Annotated in this window: 15 protein-coding genes; 3 read left to right on the top strand and 12 right to left on the bottom strand. The window is 44.1% G+C overall.

Going from position 1 to position 16,748, the window contains the following annotated elements; all coding sequences use genetic code 11:
- Positions 1-19: 19 nt before the first annotated feature.
- Together corA and gloA are read left to right on the top strand one after the other, a co-directional pair.
- On the top strand, positions 20-973 hold the full coding sequence (gene corA / locus LGT40_RS13975; protein WP_226070892.1) for a magnesium/cobalt transporter CorA: 954 nt from the start codon (positions 20-22) through the stop codon (positions 971-973).
- Between the two features lie 25 nt (positions 974-998).
- A complete protein-coding gene (gene gloA / locus LGT40_RS13970) occupies positions 999-1,553 on the top strand; it encodes a lactoylglutathione lyase (protein WP_247363595.1) in 555 nt (184 codons plus the stop codon).
- On the opposite strand, the gene LGT40_RS16400 is transcribed toward gloA, so the two are convergent.
- From LGT40_RS16400 to LGT40_RS13955, 3 genes are all read right to left on the bottom strand, one after another.
- Positions 1,507-2,502 (bottom strand): sensor domain-containing protein, encoded by a 996-nt coding sequence (locus tag LGT40_RS16400; protein ID WP_226070945.1) that lies wholly within the window; start codon positions 2,500-2,502, stop codon positions 1,507-1,509. The two genes, gloA and LGT40_RS16400, sit on opposite strands and share 47 nt — an antisense overlap.
- A 90-nt stretch (positions 2,503-2,592) precedes the next feature.
- A complete protein-coding gene (locus LGT40_RS13960) occupies positions 2,593-2,913 on the bottom strand; it encodes a hypothetical protein (protein WP_226070891.1) in 321 nt (106 codons plus the stop codon).
- Between the two features lie 80 nt (positions 2,914-2,993).
- Positions 2,994-3,911 (bottom strand): LysR family transcriptional regulator, encoded by a 918-nt coding sequence (locus LGT40_RS13955; protein WP_226070890.1) that lies wholly within the window; start codon positions 3,909-3,911, stop codon positions 2,994-2,996.
- A 312-nt stretch (positions 3,912-4,223) separates the two neighbouring features.
- Between LGT40_RS13955 and LGT40_RS13950 the strand changes: the two genes are divergently transcribed.
- Positions 4,224-5,267 carry a porin gene (locus LGT40_RS13950; RefSeq protein ID WP_226070889.1) on the top strand — a complete coding sequence of 348 codons (1,044 nt, stop codon included), beginning with the start codon at positions 4,224-4,226 and terminating at the stop codon, positions 5,265-5,267.
- An 89-nt stretch (positions 5,268-5,356) separates the two neighbouring features.
- Here the strand turns inward: LGT40_RS13950 and LGT40_RS13945 are convergent, their stop codons facing one another.
- The 9 genes from LGT40_RS13945 to LGT40_RS13905 all read right to left on the bottom strand — a co-directional run bounded on the left by LGT40_RS13945 (position 5,357) and on the right by LGT40_RS13905 (position 16,740).
- Positions 5,357-7,414, bottom strand: coding sequence for a BCCT family transporter (locus LGT40_RS13945; RefSeq protein ID WP_226070888.1), 2,058 nt, complete (start codon positions 7,412-7,414; stop codon positions 5,357-5,359).
- Between the two features lie 180 nt (positions 7,415-7,594).
- The gene (locus tag LGT40_RS13940) at positions 7,595-7,774 is read right to left on the bottom strand and encodes a PLDc N-terminal domain-containing protein (RefSeq protein ID WP_226070887.1); all 180 of its coding nucleotides are present in this window, start codon (positions 7,772-7,774) and stop codon (positions 7,595-7,597) included.
- Between the two features lie 78 nt (positions 7,775-7,852).
- Positions 7,853-9,295 carry an efflux transporter outer membrane subunit gene (locus LGT40_RS13935; protein WP_226070886.1) on the bottom strand — a complete coding sequence of 481 codons (1,443 nt, stop codon included), beginning with the start codon at positions 9,293-9,295 and terminating at the stop codon, positions 7,853-7,855.
- Positions 9,292-12,438, bottom strand: a complete 3,147-nt coding sequence (locus LGT40_RS13930; protein WP_226070885.1) for an efflux RND transporter permease subunit — start codon at positions 12,436-12,438, stop codon at positions 9,292-9,294. The genes LGT40_RS13935 and LGT40_RS13930 overlap by 4 nt, the downstream gene beginning before the upstream one ends.
- A 2-nt stretch (positions 12,439-12,440) precedes the next feature.
- The gene (locus LGT40_RS13925) at positions 12,441-13,613 is read right to left on the bottom strand and encodes an efflux RND transporter periplasmic adaptor subunit (protein WP_226070883.1); all 1,173 of its coding nucleotides are present in this window, start codon (positions 13,611-13,613) and stop codon (positions 12,441-12,443) included.
- Between the two features lie 3 nt (positions 13,614-13,616).
- The gene (locus LGT40_RS13920) at positions 13,617-14,231 is read right to left on the bottom strand and encodes a TetR/AcrR family transcriptional regulator (protein WP_226070881.1); all 615 of its coding nucleotides are present in this window, start codon (positions 14,229-14,231) and stop codon (positions 13,617-13,619) included.
- Positions 14,232-14,336: 105 nt separating this feature from the next.
- Positions 14,337-15,602 carry a DUF2254 domain-containing protein gene (locus LGT40_RS13915; RefSeq protein ID WP_226070879.1) on the bottom strand — a complete coding sequence of 422 codons (1,266 nt, stop codon included), beginning with the start codon at positions 15,600-15,602 and terminating at the stop codon, positions 14,337-14,339.
- A gap of 126 nt (positions 15,603-15,728) precedes the next feature.
- On the bottom strand, positions 15,729-16,073 hold the full coding sequence (gene erpA / locus LGT40_RS13910) for an iron-sulfur cluster insertion protein ErpA (protein WP_069294759.1): 345 nt from the start codon (positions 16,071-16,073) through the stop codon (positions 15,729-15,731).
- 229 nt (positions 16,074-16,302) lie between these two features.
- A complete protein-coding gene (locus tag LGT40_RS13905; RefSeq protein WP_226070877.1) occupies positions 16,303-16,740 on the bottom strand; it encodes a bactofilin family protein in 438 nt (145 codons plus the stop codon).
- Positions 16,741-16,748 lie beyond the last annotated feature (8 nt).

Here is a 16,748-nt window from a genome sequence, read left to right as displayed (position 1 = left end):
AAACAAATTAGGAGCCGGCATGCTACGCCTATACAAAATTGCTCATGGCTTGATTAAGGAAATTAAAGTTGATGGCGAGGTGTTAGGGCATCATTTAAAGGAAGCCGATTGGATTGACGCGCTTGAGCCTGATGATGATGAACGTGCCTTATTGGCGACGTTGTTCAGTGATGAAGTGCCAGACGTTGATGATGTAGAGGAAATTGAGGCCTCAGCTCGATGTTTTACTGATCAGGATGGTCTGCATGTGCACTCATTATTTCTTGGTTATTCGGAAGGGCGACATCACACGGTTTCAGTAGCATTTATTTTACAGCCGTACAGATTAATCGCCATTCGGGATGGGGAGTTGAGTGATTTCCGTCTGTTACGGATGCGCGCTAGGCGGGGACAGGTCAGTTGTGAAACACCTACCGATTTGTTGCTTACCTTGCTGGAACAAAAGGTCGAGAATCACGCAGATAATCTTGAAGATATCCATCGGCAACTGGAACGTGTCAGTCATCTTGTTCTGGAAGATGAAAGTGCTGATTTGGAAGATGCGATTAGTCAATTGGCTCGGCTGGAAGACAGTAACGGTAAAATCCGCTTATGTTTGATGGATACACAACGGGATATTTCCTTTTTATTGCGTCATTTACGCGAACCGGGACAGTCGCGCGAAACCTTATATGAAATTTTAAGAGATTTAGAGACCCTGATGTCTCATACGACATTCTTATTTGATAAGATTAATTTCTTGATGGATTCCACACAGGGTTTTATCAATATCCAGCAGGCACAGATCATCAAGATTTTCTCGATTGCAGCCGTGGTTTTTCTGCCACCCACGTTGATAGCAAGTATTTACGGGATGAATTTTAAATATATGCCCGAGTTGGAGTGGAGTTTCGGCTATCCATTTGCCATCGGTTTGATGGTGGCGGCAGGCATGGCCCCGTATATTTATTTCAAACGTAAAGGCTGGTTATAAAACTATTTAAAAAGGAGTCAAACAGATGAGTCGACATTTTGATAAAGCAGAAGGATTAAGTGAGCAACATGATCCGGCGACACATGGTTATGTGTTTAACCAGACAATGTTTCGCATCAAGGATCCGAAACGCACGTTGCGGTTTTATTCTGAAGTGATGGGAATGACGTTAATCAAACGTTTTGATTTTCCTGAAATGCAGTTCACTCTCTATTTCATGGCAGCGGTTTCACCAGAGCAGCGTGACGAGTGGTCTGAGGATAATGAGCAGCGTATTAAGCAAACCTTTGCACGACCAGCGATGTTAGAACTGACTCATAACTGGGGCGATGAAGATAAGGACGATGTGTCATATCACAATGGCAATAGCGATCCACGGGGTTTCGGTCATATCGGTTTCGCCGTTCCGGATATTGATGCCGCCTGTGAGCGATTTGAAACTTTTGGCGTTCCATTTGTTAAGCGACCTAATGATGGCAAAATGAAAGGTATCGCATTTATCCAGGATCCCGACGGTTATTGGATAGAAATTTTCACCCCAGATCGTCAGCCGGAGTTATTGAAGGATCATCTGGCTTAACTTTCTCTTGTTTATTGAATCCTACGCCGAGTGGCGGGCTGGCGTAGATCTGTACTCGGTCGGGTAACTTTTTTGCTTCGTACATCGCTTCATCGGCATAACGCATTAATTGCATAGCATTATGACCATGCAAGGGGTACAGAGCGATACCAATACTGACGCCAATATGCAGGATTTTGCCATTAACTTCATAAGCAATGCCCACGCATTCACAGATTTTTTCAGCGGTCTGCTGGGCATTTGCTAAATGAACTACATTTCCAAGCAAAACAACAAATTCATCACCACCAATTCGTCCAACAATATCAACATTACGCAGACATTGACGGATACGATGCGCCACTTGTTGCAGCAATAAATCACCAACTGCATGACCATACTGATCATTGACGGGTTTGAAATGATCCAAATCCAGAAATAAAACGGCCAGGGTTTGCTGTTCGCGCTGGCTTAATATAATCGCCTGATTCAAATGCTCAGTAAAACTCGCGCGATTAGGTAGCCCTGTCAGGGTATCGTGATGCGCCATGTGTGACATACGTTGCATCATCAATTTATGTTCAGTGATATCACGGGCGATCGCCGTATATGAATAAACCTTACCACTTTGATCCATTAAGGGGGCGGCATTACTACGATGCCAGCACCAGTGGCCGTTGAGATGTTTTATTCGATATTCAATTCCGCTGAGCTTTTCTTTACTGGACTTTACTTTTTGCAAAAAACTACAGCAGGCGGATATATCATCTGGATGCACAAATGTTTCAAAATGTTTGCCGATGACAGCTTCCCGTTTGTGACCAAGAATTTCTGTCCAGTTGGGAGAAACATAGCTTAGCGTGCCGTCTAATGATAGTGAATAAATAATGTCATTGGCATTTTCGACAAAAGATCTAAACTTTGTTTCACTCTCATTGAGTACTGATTCTTCTTGCTTGCGTTGACTGATGTCATTCGCATACCCAGTCCAGACAATGGTGCCATCAGATTCTTTTATTTGCGTGTGATGGGCTTCTACCCAGATGAGACGACCATTGCGTCACAGCATGCGAAACTCATTGTGCCAGGTTTTGCCTGTTTCAATATGTTGAACATTTTCGTTGATGAGCCGCTGATAATCGTTGGAATGAATTTTTTTTAAAAGTAATGAAGCATCTTCAATGAGTCTTTTTTGCGTCACGCCAAATATGCTTTCTAAGCCGGTGCTGGTAAAGGTGAAATAGAAGTGGCCTATTGGGCTTAGACAAAGCTGATAAATAAAGCCGGGAAGATAAGCTGACACCGCACGTAAATGTTCAAGTAATTCGTGGCGGGATAATCCATGAGGTGGCTGTTGAACATCGGGACGAGATTGTGCCATGCCTAATTAACACCGTAAGTTTTTATTCAATCGTATGCTGATGTATTAAGGGCTTCAAGCACATAAATGAGAGGTTCGAGTTAATGACTCCAGCTCGCTGGCAGATCGGCTTTCAGATGATCAATAAATACACGGGTACGACGAGATAAATGACCATAAGGGTACATCAGCCAAATAGCTAAGCTTGGTCCAGACCAAGCCGGCAGGACATGCTGTAATGATTGTGGCTCATGATATTTTTTCAGTTCGGCCAGCCAGTTGGGATATAAGCCCAGACCTTTGCCACGAATAATTGCATCGGCTTGCATCACAAATTGATCAGCTTGGATGCGCGAAGCTCTGGCAGGTAATTTGACGGATTTTTCCTGAGAATGTTGGAGTACTAGCGCATCGGTTAATTGTTCCAAAGTATCAACCCATTCATGTTCCATCAGTTGTTGTGGATGAGAGATCGCGCCGGTTTGCTGCAAATACTTTGGATTAGCATAAATGCCTTGTGAAAGATGACCCAGACATTCATGGCGTAAACCATTTTCACTGACTTTGCCTAACCACAAAATCACGGACTCACCTGTAGCTGCTTGAGGCAAACTAAAACCGGTACGCATTTTAAGAAGTAATTTAGGATGTGCGTTCAGCAGGGTTTCGACTTTGTCACAGAGCCAGGAACAGGTGAAAGCATTATGGAAAGTAAAATTCAGCTCTCCGCTTACTTCCAACTGCAGCGCTTCCAAAGCCTGCTGACTTTGTTGGGCAAGTTCAATAAATTGCTGGCAATATTCGGCAAATATATGGCCTGCCTGAGTAGGAATAAGCCGGTTAGATTCTCGACGAAGCAATGGCTGACCTATGCGCTCTTCCAGCTGGGTTATCCGGCGGCTTAGTGTGGATTTTGGTATACCCAATTGTTCGGCGGTGATGGTCAAACTACCAGATTGCATGATCTCAATAAAGACATTAACGGCTCTCATATCAGGTAACACTGCACGATTTTTCATAATTTTCCCGTTCAAATTTTTGCAACGTGATGTTGATCATTAAATGCTTTTAAATGAAAACAATAAGCAATATCATTTGCATTAATTGAAGAGCATTGTACTGATGTTATAAGTTTATTGCATAGCCTAAATAAGTCTCGGTTAAGAAATAATTAACATCAAGAATGTATCTCACAGGATTTATAGCCCCTCTCGATTTATTGTTTGTTTGCCCTTTCCCGGTGGCACTGCATAGTACACCGGGTTTTTTTGTATATCATTTGCCAGATAGACCTTTAGTCGCCAGACTATATTGGGACACAGGAGCAAGTGATGAAACCATTTTCAAAAGCATTGTGGCTAAATATGGTGACGTGTTTTGGTGTACATGCCGGAGAGTCTGCATTCAGTTATAACGTCTACGGCTCTATTAGAATGCAAGCCGAAACAGTGATTCCGGATAATCAGCAAAGCATGTCTGCTTATCGTGGCTTACGTGATGCTTACTCACGAATCGGTTTTAACGCTGCGTATACGTTTTCTGAGGACTCCTCTTTTTTTACTCAGTTGGAACTGCCGTTTGATAGTGCCAACTTTCGCTTTCGTGATTCCTACGATCAGGGAAAAGTAGGCCGTGACGAAGCGGAAAATATCCGTGTCGGATTAATTGGTCTGAACAGTCCGGCAGGGACAATAACCGCGGGTCAGCAGTGGATGCCTTATTACAATGCGATTACCTTTCCCGTTGATCAGTTCAGTAGCTTTTATAGCGGGTTTGCAACGTACACTACCTTTCGGGTAAAAGAGACATTAGCTTATGAAAGCCCCGTATGGAATGGCCTCAGCTTTGGTGGTTCTTACTCCACCCGCGATGGGAATATTCGTTCACCCTCAAGAATTGATGACCGACGTATTCAGGCGGTAGCCAGTTATCAATTTGCCGAAAACACACGGCTTGCGATAGGAATGGATGATCGTGGAAATATCAGTGGTTATAAAGACAGGTTGTATGGTGTAACGCTTTCTCACGCAAGCGGCCCATGGTCATGGGCTGTTAAATACGAATTGACTGATACTGATAATCCCAATAGCTTTTATGGGGATGATGCTCAGGCTTTTAATTTATATAGTGCTTATTTTCATGGAAAAAATACCTATAAAATAATGCTGGCCGATGTTGAAGCCTATGGTGAGGCAGTTATTCATTTAGGCATTGATCATCGAATTAACGAGGATTTACGCCTGTTTGCAGAGTTTTATCAAGAGCAGGAAACCGCCGCGATGACGGACAAACAGGCAGGACTAGATGGCTTTGATGCCAATATCAGTGGCGGAAAACTGTTGCTGATTGGGTTTCGTTACGATTTAAATATATAAGACTTAACCTGGCTGGTAGCTGTTGATCTTTCATAGCGCCACCCGGCTGGAGGCGATTAAAGATCAACAGGTCCTGGGCTAAGTCGTTATTAATCGGATTTTAACCGTTCGTCGTTCAGTTCGCCTTTTTCATTCAGCATCTCATCATGCTCTTGCATTTTCCACGGTAAGATTCCGGGTGAAATGTGAATGAAATGCAGGTATTTTTCGAATTGATTCAAAATGTCATCAATGACTTCCTGTTGATCACAGTTAAAGACATCATAGGCGGCACCACCACGACGCATAAAGACTTCAGCACGGTAATAACGCTTATCGCCATCTACATCACTCGCCATTTGCGGATAGGCAAAGGTAGGCATGGCATAGCCGCGCATGCGGATTTCATAAATAAAATCCAGTTCATCTTCTCTGACAACTTCAATATAGGCACGATGCTGGGTGTCATCAAAAAAGACCTTCACTGGCCAGCCTTTTTCCAGCAATACCGATTCAACATTTTGCATCGCCGGATAGGCTACGGTTTTTATAAAGTCAGCCACCTGCTGATATTCCGGATAATGAATTAATCCAGCCAGACGTTTTTTCCAGTTACCAGGCTTATGTTGTGAGCTATGCATGTGGGCGGACAAACTGGCTTCACGATGCCCTTCAATAGCCAGGGCTCGCCACATACCAATCGCAGCCAGCACCATAATGATGGCAAACGGCAATGCACTGGTAATGCTCATGGTTTGAAGCGCACTTAAGCCACCAGCAATTAATAACGCTGCTGCCACCAAACCTTCTAATGTTGCCCAAAACACACGCTGCCATACGGGTGTGACACTGGCACCACCAGAAGCCAACGAATCAATTACTAATGAACCTGAGTCAGAAGAAGTGACAAAGAAGGTCATAATCAGAATCACCGTAATAAATGACACTATCGATGTTAAAGGTAAGCGCTCATATAATTTGAATAATGCGATGGCGGTATCATTTTGCACCTCGGTGATCAATGCCGTATAGCCCTGATTCATAATCATATTCAGGGCAGTATCACCAAAAATAGAAAACCAGATAAAGGTAAAGATGGTCGGTACCAGTAAAACCCCGAACACAAACTGACGAATGGTGCGGCCTCGGCTTATTTTGGCAATAAATAGCCCGACAAAAGGTGCCCAGGCAATGGTCCAGCCAAAGATAAATAACGTCCAGTTACCGATCCAGTCACTGCGTGTATAAGCTTGCAGATTAAAGGTTCGTTCAATAATGTTATTCAGATAACTGCCGGTATTTTGTAAAAAGGTTTCGAGAATAAAGATGCTTGGTCCGGCAATAAACACAAACAGCATTAACGATACTGCCAACACCATATTTAAGATAGATAAGCGTTTGACGCCTTTATCAAGGCCTGCCACCACAGACAAAATAGCCAGTAAAGTGATGCCGGCAATCGTGACCACTTGAACAAAAGTGCTGACGGGTATGCTTGGCCACAAATAATTCATCCCTGCATTAATTTGAGCTACCGAAAGCCCGAGTGTCGTGGCAATACCAAATAACGTACCGAGAATAGCGACAACGTCTACAGTATGCCCGATAGGGCCATAAATCCGATCGCCGATCAGAGGATATAACGCTGATCGCATGGACAAAGGTAAGCCATGACGAAAAGCAAAATAGGCCAGTACGAGGCCGGTTAGTCCGTAAATTGCCCAGATATGAAAGCCCCAGTGAAAAAAGGCAATTTGCATGGCCTGCTTGGCCGCATCAACGGTTTCAGCCGCTCCCTGAGGAGGCGAGGCATAATGCAATACGGGTTCTGCTACGCCGAAAAATAATAGTGCGATCCCGTAACCTGCCGAAAACAACATGGCAAACCAGGCGGGAAAACTATACTGAGGTTCAGCATGATCGGGCCCGAGTTTTGTTTTGCCCCAGCTGGAAATGGCCACTGTGACGATAAAAATCAGGAAAAAAGCGACAGCCAGCATATAAAACCAACCAAAGGTTTTTGTCAGATAGCTCAGTGTGCTAGCAAAGGCTTGCCCCGCTAATTCAGGATTACTAATGGTGCCTATGACCAGTAATAACGTGATAATAACTGCAGGAAAAAATACAGGAACCAGGATGGTAGATGGGATTTTTGACTCAGTTTGCATGATCAAACTCCGTTTGTGGATCCAGACGAACATTTGGGTCATGCAATATGAAAATTTAAAGGTTTTGGCCCGATGCAGATGTAAAAAGTATGGTACTTACATTACCGCATATTGCATGCCGGCTAATTAATGTAAAAAAACCATACAAACCGCAAGCAGTTTGTATGGTTTGATAGCCGTCTAACCTTTAGGTCCGAGGAAAAACCAAATAATAAGGCCTACTACCGGGAAGAAAAGTAATATCAAAATCCATAATACTTTGGCTAATGTACCGGCACCACTTTTTGCCACTTTGAGTATGGCCCAAATGATGATAATCAGCCAAATCAGGCCTAACAGACCACCGACTTCAACACCCATTTTTTCGCTCCTTTGCTAGTCAGATAAAAATTGTTCTGACCTAGCATAACGATAAATGGTCTGATAAACCAACTATTTTCATGGTGTTGCTGGTTCAATTACCTCGCCTGAATAAGCTTTCAAGCCACCCCCCAGAGCTTTATAGAGTGTCAACTGATTACGTAATCTCGCTAAACGCGTATCAATCTGGGCGAGCTGAGCATCAATATGACTGCGTTGTGCATCCAGCACTTCCAGATAACTGTCGACGCCGGCATCATAACGAATTTGAGCTAATTCCAGACTGCGGTTAGTTGCTTTGGTTAAGTCCTGTTGTGCGCTAAGCTGGGCATCAAGAGTTTCTCTCGCCTGCATTTCATCGAGCACTTCTTTAAAAGCCTGCTGAATGGTCTCCTGATAACGGGCAATATTGATGTCTTTTTCTAATTCAGCCACATCAAGGTTGGCTTCATTCACCCCCCAATCAAGCAAAGGTAATGATAACTGTGGGGAAATCTGCCAGGTACGATTGCCGCTCTGACTCAAATCCGAAGGTGTTGATCCACCCAGACCAATTGCTGTCGTCAGGCTGATGCGTGGAAAAAATGCTGCTCTTGCTGCACCGATATTTGCATTTGCTGCTTTAATCTGATGTTCAGCCTGCATGACGTCCGGTCTCGCCAAAAGAACTTCAGAGGAAAGATCCACGGGTAAATCTTGTAACAATGGAGCGTCATCCTGCCAGTCAGCTTTCCATTGCTGGGGATCCAGCGTTTGACCGACTAATAATTCCAGAGCGGTAAAGTTTTGATTGGCTTGTTGCTGAAAACTGGATTCAGCAATACGAGCTTCATGGAGTGCTGTTTCAGCTTGTCGTAAAGCGAGCTCAGAAGCCAGACCAGACTCAAATCGTTTATTGATAAGCTCATAACTCTCTTCCCGTGCTTTGCGGGTTGAGCTGGAAAATTCCAGTTGCGCCACCGTTGCCTGCCAGCTAAACCAGGCATCCGCGACTTCAGAGACTAAGGTCAATTGAATGCTTCTACGGCTGGCTTCACTGGCCAGAAATTGCTCCAAAGCGGCTTGTTTTAAACTATCAATCCGACCAAAAAAGTCGATTTCCCATGCCGATATGCCCACACCAATTTGATATTCTTCATAAATTCCGCCACTACCAATGGTTTGCGCGCTTGAGCTAAGACCTTCAGGTACGCGTTGACGCGTTGCGCTGGCGGTACCATCTACTCCGGGAAACAGTTCTGCACGTTGGATTTTGTATTGTGCTCGCAATTGTTCAACCTGCAAAACGGTAGCACGCAAATTACGGTTATTTTCCAGCGACAACGCAATTAATTGCTGCAGTTGTTTGTCCTGATAAAAATCCTGCCAACCGGTATCGGCCGCTAATGAAGCATCGACAATGGATTCACTGCTTTTCAACATCACAGGATTAGCTGGACGTTGGTAATCAGGGATCATTGAACAAGCGCTGAGTATTGCAGACAGCGTCATTATAGAAACTAATTTCAATTTGGCATTCATGCCGTTTCTCCTTGAGAAACCTGCGTTTTGGCAGGTGTTTTACCAGTAATTTTTTTGGCCAATGTAAAGATCACTACAAAGAAGACAGGAATAAAAAATATCGCCAGACTTGTTGCCGCTAACATGCCACCGAATACGCCAGTACCGATAGCATTTTGTGCGCCACTGCCTGCACCACTCGCCAGCATTAGCGGAGTGACTCCTAACATAAATGTTAATGCGGTCATGGCAATAGGACGAAGCCGCATTCGGATTGCTTCCAATGTCGCATCAGTCAGCGACATGCCGTCTTCATAGAGCGATTTAGCAAACTCAACAATCAAAATCGCATTCCGTGCAGACAAACCTATCGTTGTCAGCAGCCCTACCTGGAAATAAATGTCGTTAGACATGCCTCTGCTTAAAGCAAGTAACACAGCTCCCAGTACGCCCAGAGGAACAACCAGCATCACCGAGAACGGCACGGACCAACTTTCATATAATGCGGCTAAAAACAAAAATACCACCAGAATAGATAGGGCATATAAAAGTGGCGCCTGAGCTCCGGAAGCTCGTTCTTGTAAGGACAGTGCTGTCCACTCATAACCAAAGCCCTCAGGCAATTGAGCGACCAGCTCCTCCATCGCTGCCATCGCTTCACCAGAACTCAAACCAGGAGCCGCCTGACCTTGAATATTCATAGCGGGAACGCCGTTGTAGCGCTCAAGTCGTGGTGAGCCAAATATCCATCTTGACTCACTTATCGCAGATAAAGGCACCATTTCTCCCATATTGTTTCGCACGTACCAGTCACCGACATTTTTCGGCATCATGCGAAATGGTGCATCGCCTTGCACGTAAACCCGTTTCACCCGACCCTTATCAATAAAGTCATTGACATAAGTAGAGCCCCAGGCTGTTCCAAAGGTGCTGTTGATATCATCTAGTGAAACACCAAAAGACATGGCTTTTTGATGATCAATATCAATTTTAAATTGGGGACGATCTTGCAAGCCACTATGCCGTACCTGATTTAAGCGGGGATCCTGATTAGCCTGGGCCAACAAGGTGTCTCGGGCTTTTATCAATTCATCATGTCCCAGCCCCCCTAAATCTTGCAGCATCATATTAAAACCACTCGCATTCCCTAGTTCGCGAATAGGGGGAGGGGCAATAGCAAACGCCACCGCGTCTTTAAATTGACTGAAATAACCAGAAGCACGAGCAGCAATGGCCTGAGCACTTTGCTCTGGATTGGTTCGTTGATCCCAGCTTTTTAAATTCACAAAAATCAAGCCACTATTCTGACCCCGACCACTGAAACTGTAGCCGATAACGGAGAAGATTGATTCAACATTATCGCCCTCCTGTTCAAGATAATAATCTTCAATTCGATTCATCACTTCAATGGAGCGTTGCTTTGAAGCATTAACAGGTAATTGCATTTCAGTGAATAAAATACCCTGATCTTCATCCGGGAAAAATGAAGAGGGTAACTGAGTAAACAAATAGGCTAAACCGCCCAGAATTAATAAATAAATCAGCATCACGCGCGCTGATCGTTTAATGAGATATCCGACTACGCTTTGCGTACCTTTGCTGGTACGTTCAAAGCCACGATTAAACCAGCCAAAAAATCCTCGCTTATTGGTGGGATCGTGTTTTGCCTCTTTGAGCAACGATGCACAAAGCGCTGGTGTCAGTGTGACGGCTACCAGCAATGATAACGCCATTGCCGAGACCACGGTGATAGAGAATTGCCGGTAAATGACCCCGGTTGACCCCGGGAAAAATGCCATGGGAATAAACACCGCCGAAACGGTCAACACAATACCGACAAGTGCGCCGGTAATTTGATCCATGGATTTACGGGTCGCTTCTTTCGGGGATAAACCATCTTCATGGATAACACGCTCTACGTTTTCCACCACAACGATAGCGTCATCCACTAGTAGGCCGATTGCCAGTACCATGGCAAACATGGTCAACATATTAATGGAGAAACCAAAAGCAAACAGAATGCCGAAGGTACCTAAAATGACAACAGGTACGGCAATGGTCGGAATAAGTGTGGCACGAAAGTTCTGTAAGAACAGATACATGACAAGAAACACCAGAATCATTGCTTCAACCAGTGTTTTTACGACCCCTTCAATAGATATTTTGACAAAGGGCGTAGTGTCATAAGGGTAAGTAACTTCTAGCCCCTCGGGAAAGAATGGTTCAAGCTCAGCAATCCGATCACGGATCATTTGGGCTGTTTCAAGTGCATTAGCACCAGAAGCAAGGGTAATCCCAAGGCCTGCAGCAGATTGCTTGTTGTATTCGGTTTCAAACTGGAAGTTTTCACCTCCTAATGACACATCCGCGACATCTTTAATACGGATTTCAGAACCATCCTGGTTGACTCGCAACAGAATATTTTCAAACTCACCGATAGTTTCCATTCGTGTTTCAACCACGATGCTGGCGGCGATTTGTTGGCCTTCTATGGCGGGTGTTCCACCGATTTCACCTGCAGCAATTTGCACGTTTTGTTCACGGATGGCGGTGACCACATCTTCGGTGGTTAATTTGTAATTGGCCAGACTATTGGCATTAAGCCAGATCCGCATAGCATATTGAGAACCAAACAGATTGATTTGTCCGACACCATTGACACGGCTCACCGGATCTTGAATATTGGCTGCCACATAATCAGCAATATCATAGCGATCCATTTTTCCGTCATTGGAGACAAAACCAAGCACCATTAAAAAGCCGGTACTGGATTTAGTGATTTCCAGCCCCTGTTGCTGTACTTCCTGGGGTAACAGCGGCATAGCGGCTTGTAATTTATTCTGTACTTGTACCTGTGCAATATCCGGATCGGTATCGGCCTGGAAGGTCACAGTAATCTGTCCAACACCACTGGAGTCACTGGTGGAGCTGATATATTGCAAGTCATCCAAACCGGTGAGGTTTTGTTCGATAACCTGAATGACCGAGTCCTCAACGACTTTGGCCGATGCACCAGGATAAGTGGTACGGATTTCAATAGCGGTGGGAGCAATGCCTGGATATTGTGCAATCGGCAATTGAAAAATAGACAGTAACCCTGCCAGCATGATTAAGATCGCTATAACCCATGCAAAAATAGGGCGATCAATAAAAAAGCGTGCCATGATTACTCCTTAGTTTCCAGGCTGGTAGACTCAGTATCAACTTCGATTTCTACCGGTGCATCCACACTCACCTTCTGTAAACCTTCTACAATAACTTTTTCTCCCCCCGACAAGCCTTCGTAAACCAACCAGTTGTGACCAATCGATTGTTTTACTTCAATCTGGCGCTGCTCAACTTTATTGTCACTATTCACGATCATGACATTGGCAGTGCCTTCACGTGAAAACATCACCGCTTTATGCGGAACCAAGATGGAATCCTGCATTTTTCCTTCATTAATTTCTGTTTTGACGTACATACCCGGTAAAAGCAGACCCTCCGGATTGGGGAATTTCGCTCTCATGACCAGACTGCCAGTATCTCCATTGACATTTACCTCTGAGAATTGCAGCTCACCTGGATGCTGATAGGTCGATCCATCTTCCAGTTTTAAGGTAACTTGACCTGCTTGTCCGTCAGAGATTTTGCCGGACATTAATTGCCGACGTAATCTGAGTACTTCTTTAGATGCCTGAGAAATATCAACATAAATAGGATCAATCTGGGTAATGGTGGCTAGCGCCGTCTCTTGCTGTGCAGTTACCAAAGCCCCTTCAGTAATATTTGAGCGACCAATACGACCATCAATCGGTGCGTTTACTTTGGTATACCGTAAATTTATTTCAGCTGTTTTAATATTGGCCTCGGCAACCGCCACTTCTGCTTGAGCCTGTAGATAGGTTGCTAAAGCATCATCATAATCTTGCTGACTGATGGCTTTGTTATCGATTAGCCCTTTAAAACGATCAGCACGAGCCTTAGTCGATTGAATATTCGCTTTGGCACGGGCTAATTCGGCTTTAGCCATTTGTAAAGCAGCTTGAAATGGCGCCTCATCAATTTGATAAAGTTGTTGACCGGCGGTGACGTCCGCGCCTTCTTCAAATAAACGTTTTTCAATAATCCCACTCACCTGGGGACGGACTTCTGCCTGCCGAAAAGCGACGGTTCGAGCTGGTAAAGCAGTAGTCACGGATACTGTTTGGGGAATGAGTGTCACTACATCCACTTTAGGAGGTGGGGGAGGGGTATTGTCCTGCTGAGCATCATCTTTGCCGGATTGGCATGCCGTTATGCTGAACGCTAATATGCTGACCCACATCAGTGTCTTATAAGTTAAAAAATGGCGCGGCATGTGTTACTCCTGATTATTTTTTCCGTCATTGAAGGTTGATCGGGCAATGGCGTCCCAACTCGCATCAATAATATGTGTTAATTTTTCGTTATCGACTTTGATAAGGTCTAGCAAATGTTGACGAGCCAGAAACAAATAAGGTTCAAAACTTAAACTGATTAAAATGTCGTCAGATAGGTTCTTAATTTGATTTGAGTTACGACCTGTTTCGAATAGATGTTTTAGCGGTTGCAGTCCATCCCAGGCATGCCGACGCTGGCTACGCAAGATATCGGGGGGAAGGTGATCAAATTGTGCTTTGCTATGTGTGATGCAAGGATTTTCAATACAAAAATGCCAGAGATTGCAGCACATACGTCGGTATTGTTGTTTGAGTGGCAGCTGGGGATCGTGGCCATCAAGCGTTGCTTTAATGAAATCATCAATAATTTGGGTATTCAATTCACGAATAAGATCATCACGATCTTTAAAGTAAAGATAAATTGTCCCAGTCGCTACTCCTGCTTCTTCTGCGAGCTGTTTGATAGAAAAACCATGAAACCCAAAGGTAGCCAACAATTTTAAAGTGGCAGCAAAAATGGCTTCACGTTTATCCGCGGAGGGCTTGGCTGGAGACATAGATTACTTTTTATGAATGAACGTTCATTCATAATATACATGATCTAAGTTAAGGTAAAGTTAACGAAAGTAGAAAAGTTATTTCAATTTTGTAGTCAACAGGCTCTAGTAAGCCTTAATGTGTTCATCATAAATGTGCTGCAGCCGTTGTTTATCAGCTTTGATCAAAGCTGCCTGATCAGTACGTTGCTTCATCAACTGTAAATGACGTGAAACTTCCTGACTGAATATTTCAGGTGCAATTTTGACTAATGAAGCCAGTGCTTTTTGTAAGCGAAGTTGCACCTCAATCATATTGGTGCCATCACGCTCGATGGGCATAAAAATATCATCGAACAAATCACCTAAATTTAATTCCGGCAACAACACATTCGGATAGATTATTTGCTCATCGTCAGCGGTATATTTGTAATCTTTCCAGGGGATTAAAATTCGCAGTCCCCGGTTGATGACATCGATTGCCGTACCGGGATCGTTGATGGCTGGAGAAAGTGCTCTAGAGGCAATTTCTGCCAAAACAGCTAAACCAAAACGAGGATCCTGATCAAAAGAACGTTCATTGCCTAATGTGATAGCTGAACAAATTGAAGCAATCATCTCATCATTCAGCTCTGCTGCTATCCAGGCAATCGGTTTGGCAGGATGAATAAACTCACCCGGTAAAGCCAAGACGGCAATTTCAGTATTATGTTGTTTGGCATATTCATTAAGGGCACCAACATCAATATGTCGGACATAACCAATGCTTTTCGCGAAAATAGCCTGAGCATGTGCGGGAACGTTTTCTTTATCAGTAAGTCTTTTCGCTCCTAGAGTGGGATGTTTGATGCGCTGAGTAATAGTATTCGCGGCTGCATTTTCGACGCGCTCAGTGGTTTCACCTACCCGACCCAGTTGGGATAAATGCTCAATCCATCGCAATATAGTGATAACAATCAATACGATCACTCCAATGGTCACGACAAATAAAATCAAACGCCCATTTTCACCATATTGATCGGTGCTTAGCGCCACAATGCCGACCAGACTATATAAAAAAGAACCAATAAAGGTGGCTAGAACATTCTGAGTAGTTGTATCTTGCTGAACCAGTTTGGTTGCCCGAGGTGTCACACTGCTGCTTGCCGCTGTGTAAGCGGCTACCATCACACTTAATGAAAAGGTCGTCACCGCCAACATACTGGAGGCCAGGATATTCAGGATCTGTCCAACCGAGTCCGAGCCGACACTGAATGGGAACGGATTTTCGATCATGTGTTGGGCTGGGATAGCAATCAGTGCGGTCACAACGGCCAGCAAAGCAAAAAATGAAGCGCGAACCCATAGAGTACGAGTGAGTTGCGAAAGTAACCATTGCCATTTGGATATCATGCTGTTGGATTTCCCTAATTAACTCTTATCAGTTTGCCCGTCGACAGTGAACCATTTCAACAAGCATAAAAAAACCACTATACCGCATCACGGTATAGTGGCTTCAATTCGCTAATTTCAGGAAGCTTAAGGCGAGAAGGAAGAACCACAGCCACATGTTGTAGTGGCATTTGGATTACGAATCACAAATTGTGAACCCTCAACTCCATCGGTATAGTCAATTTCGGCACCTACCAAGTATTGATAACTGGCTGGATCGATTAATAATGTCACACCCGACTTTTCAACTTCGGTATCGCCTTCGCTGACTTCCTCTTCAAAGGTAAAGCCATACTGGAATCCGGAGCAACCACCGCCCGTGATAAATACACGCAGCTTAAGTTGATCATTACCTTCTTCAGCAATGAGTTCACTGACTTTTGCTGCAGCCGAATCGGTAAACAGAACTGGACTTGGCATTTCGCTCGTCATGATTTACTCCGTATATATAAGATTGTTCATTTATTATCCAATTCTGACTAAATTAGTCAAGTATTAGAGCTTATTTATCTTTCATCGCCTCGCTGTTGAAGGCTGTTTTTTTCGTCCAACAAGGCGGAAATGATGCGGTGTCGTTATTTACATTAAGTCCATTTCAAACGGCGGGGTGATAAATCAATCCCAACCACAACAAAGCGCAGCGATAAAAGATAAACAGACGCTAAGATTGTTGTTCAAGATTTAAGTTGGGATCAGATTGCGGATGATCAAGATTCAGGCTTGACTCTTCTGCTTCACCAACATGAATCAATTGGCCATTCACTTCACTGCCCATAGCCATCTCTAAAAACTTATAAAAAACGTTGCCATTGATACGTGCTTTATCAGCAAGTTCAATGTGTTCATTAGCATACAGGTTGCCTTTTACATCACCGTTAATAAGTTGAAACGGCACCCGAACCTCGCCTTCTATGCGGCCTTTTTCGCTTAAGGTCAGCAAAGCCGGTTCACCTTCATCCGCTGTGATATTACCGGTAATAACGCCATCAATACGTAATCCACCGCTGAAATGAATATCCCCTTTTATATGGGTGTTTTCCCCAATTAGTGTGTCTATGCGGGCGGCTTTACGACGCTTTTGTTTTTTACTGCTGAACATGATTTACC

This window comes from Methylophaga pinxianii (assembly GCF_020447225.1).
In the GTDB taxonomy this organism is placed as follows: domain Bacteria; phylum Pseudomonadota; class Gammaproteobacteria; order Nitrosococcales; family Methylophagaceae; genus Methylophaga; species Methylophaga pinxianii.
The sequence above is the reverse complement of the archived record's forward strand: the minus strand, read 5'-3'. Positions and strand labels throughout refer to the sequence as shown.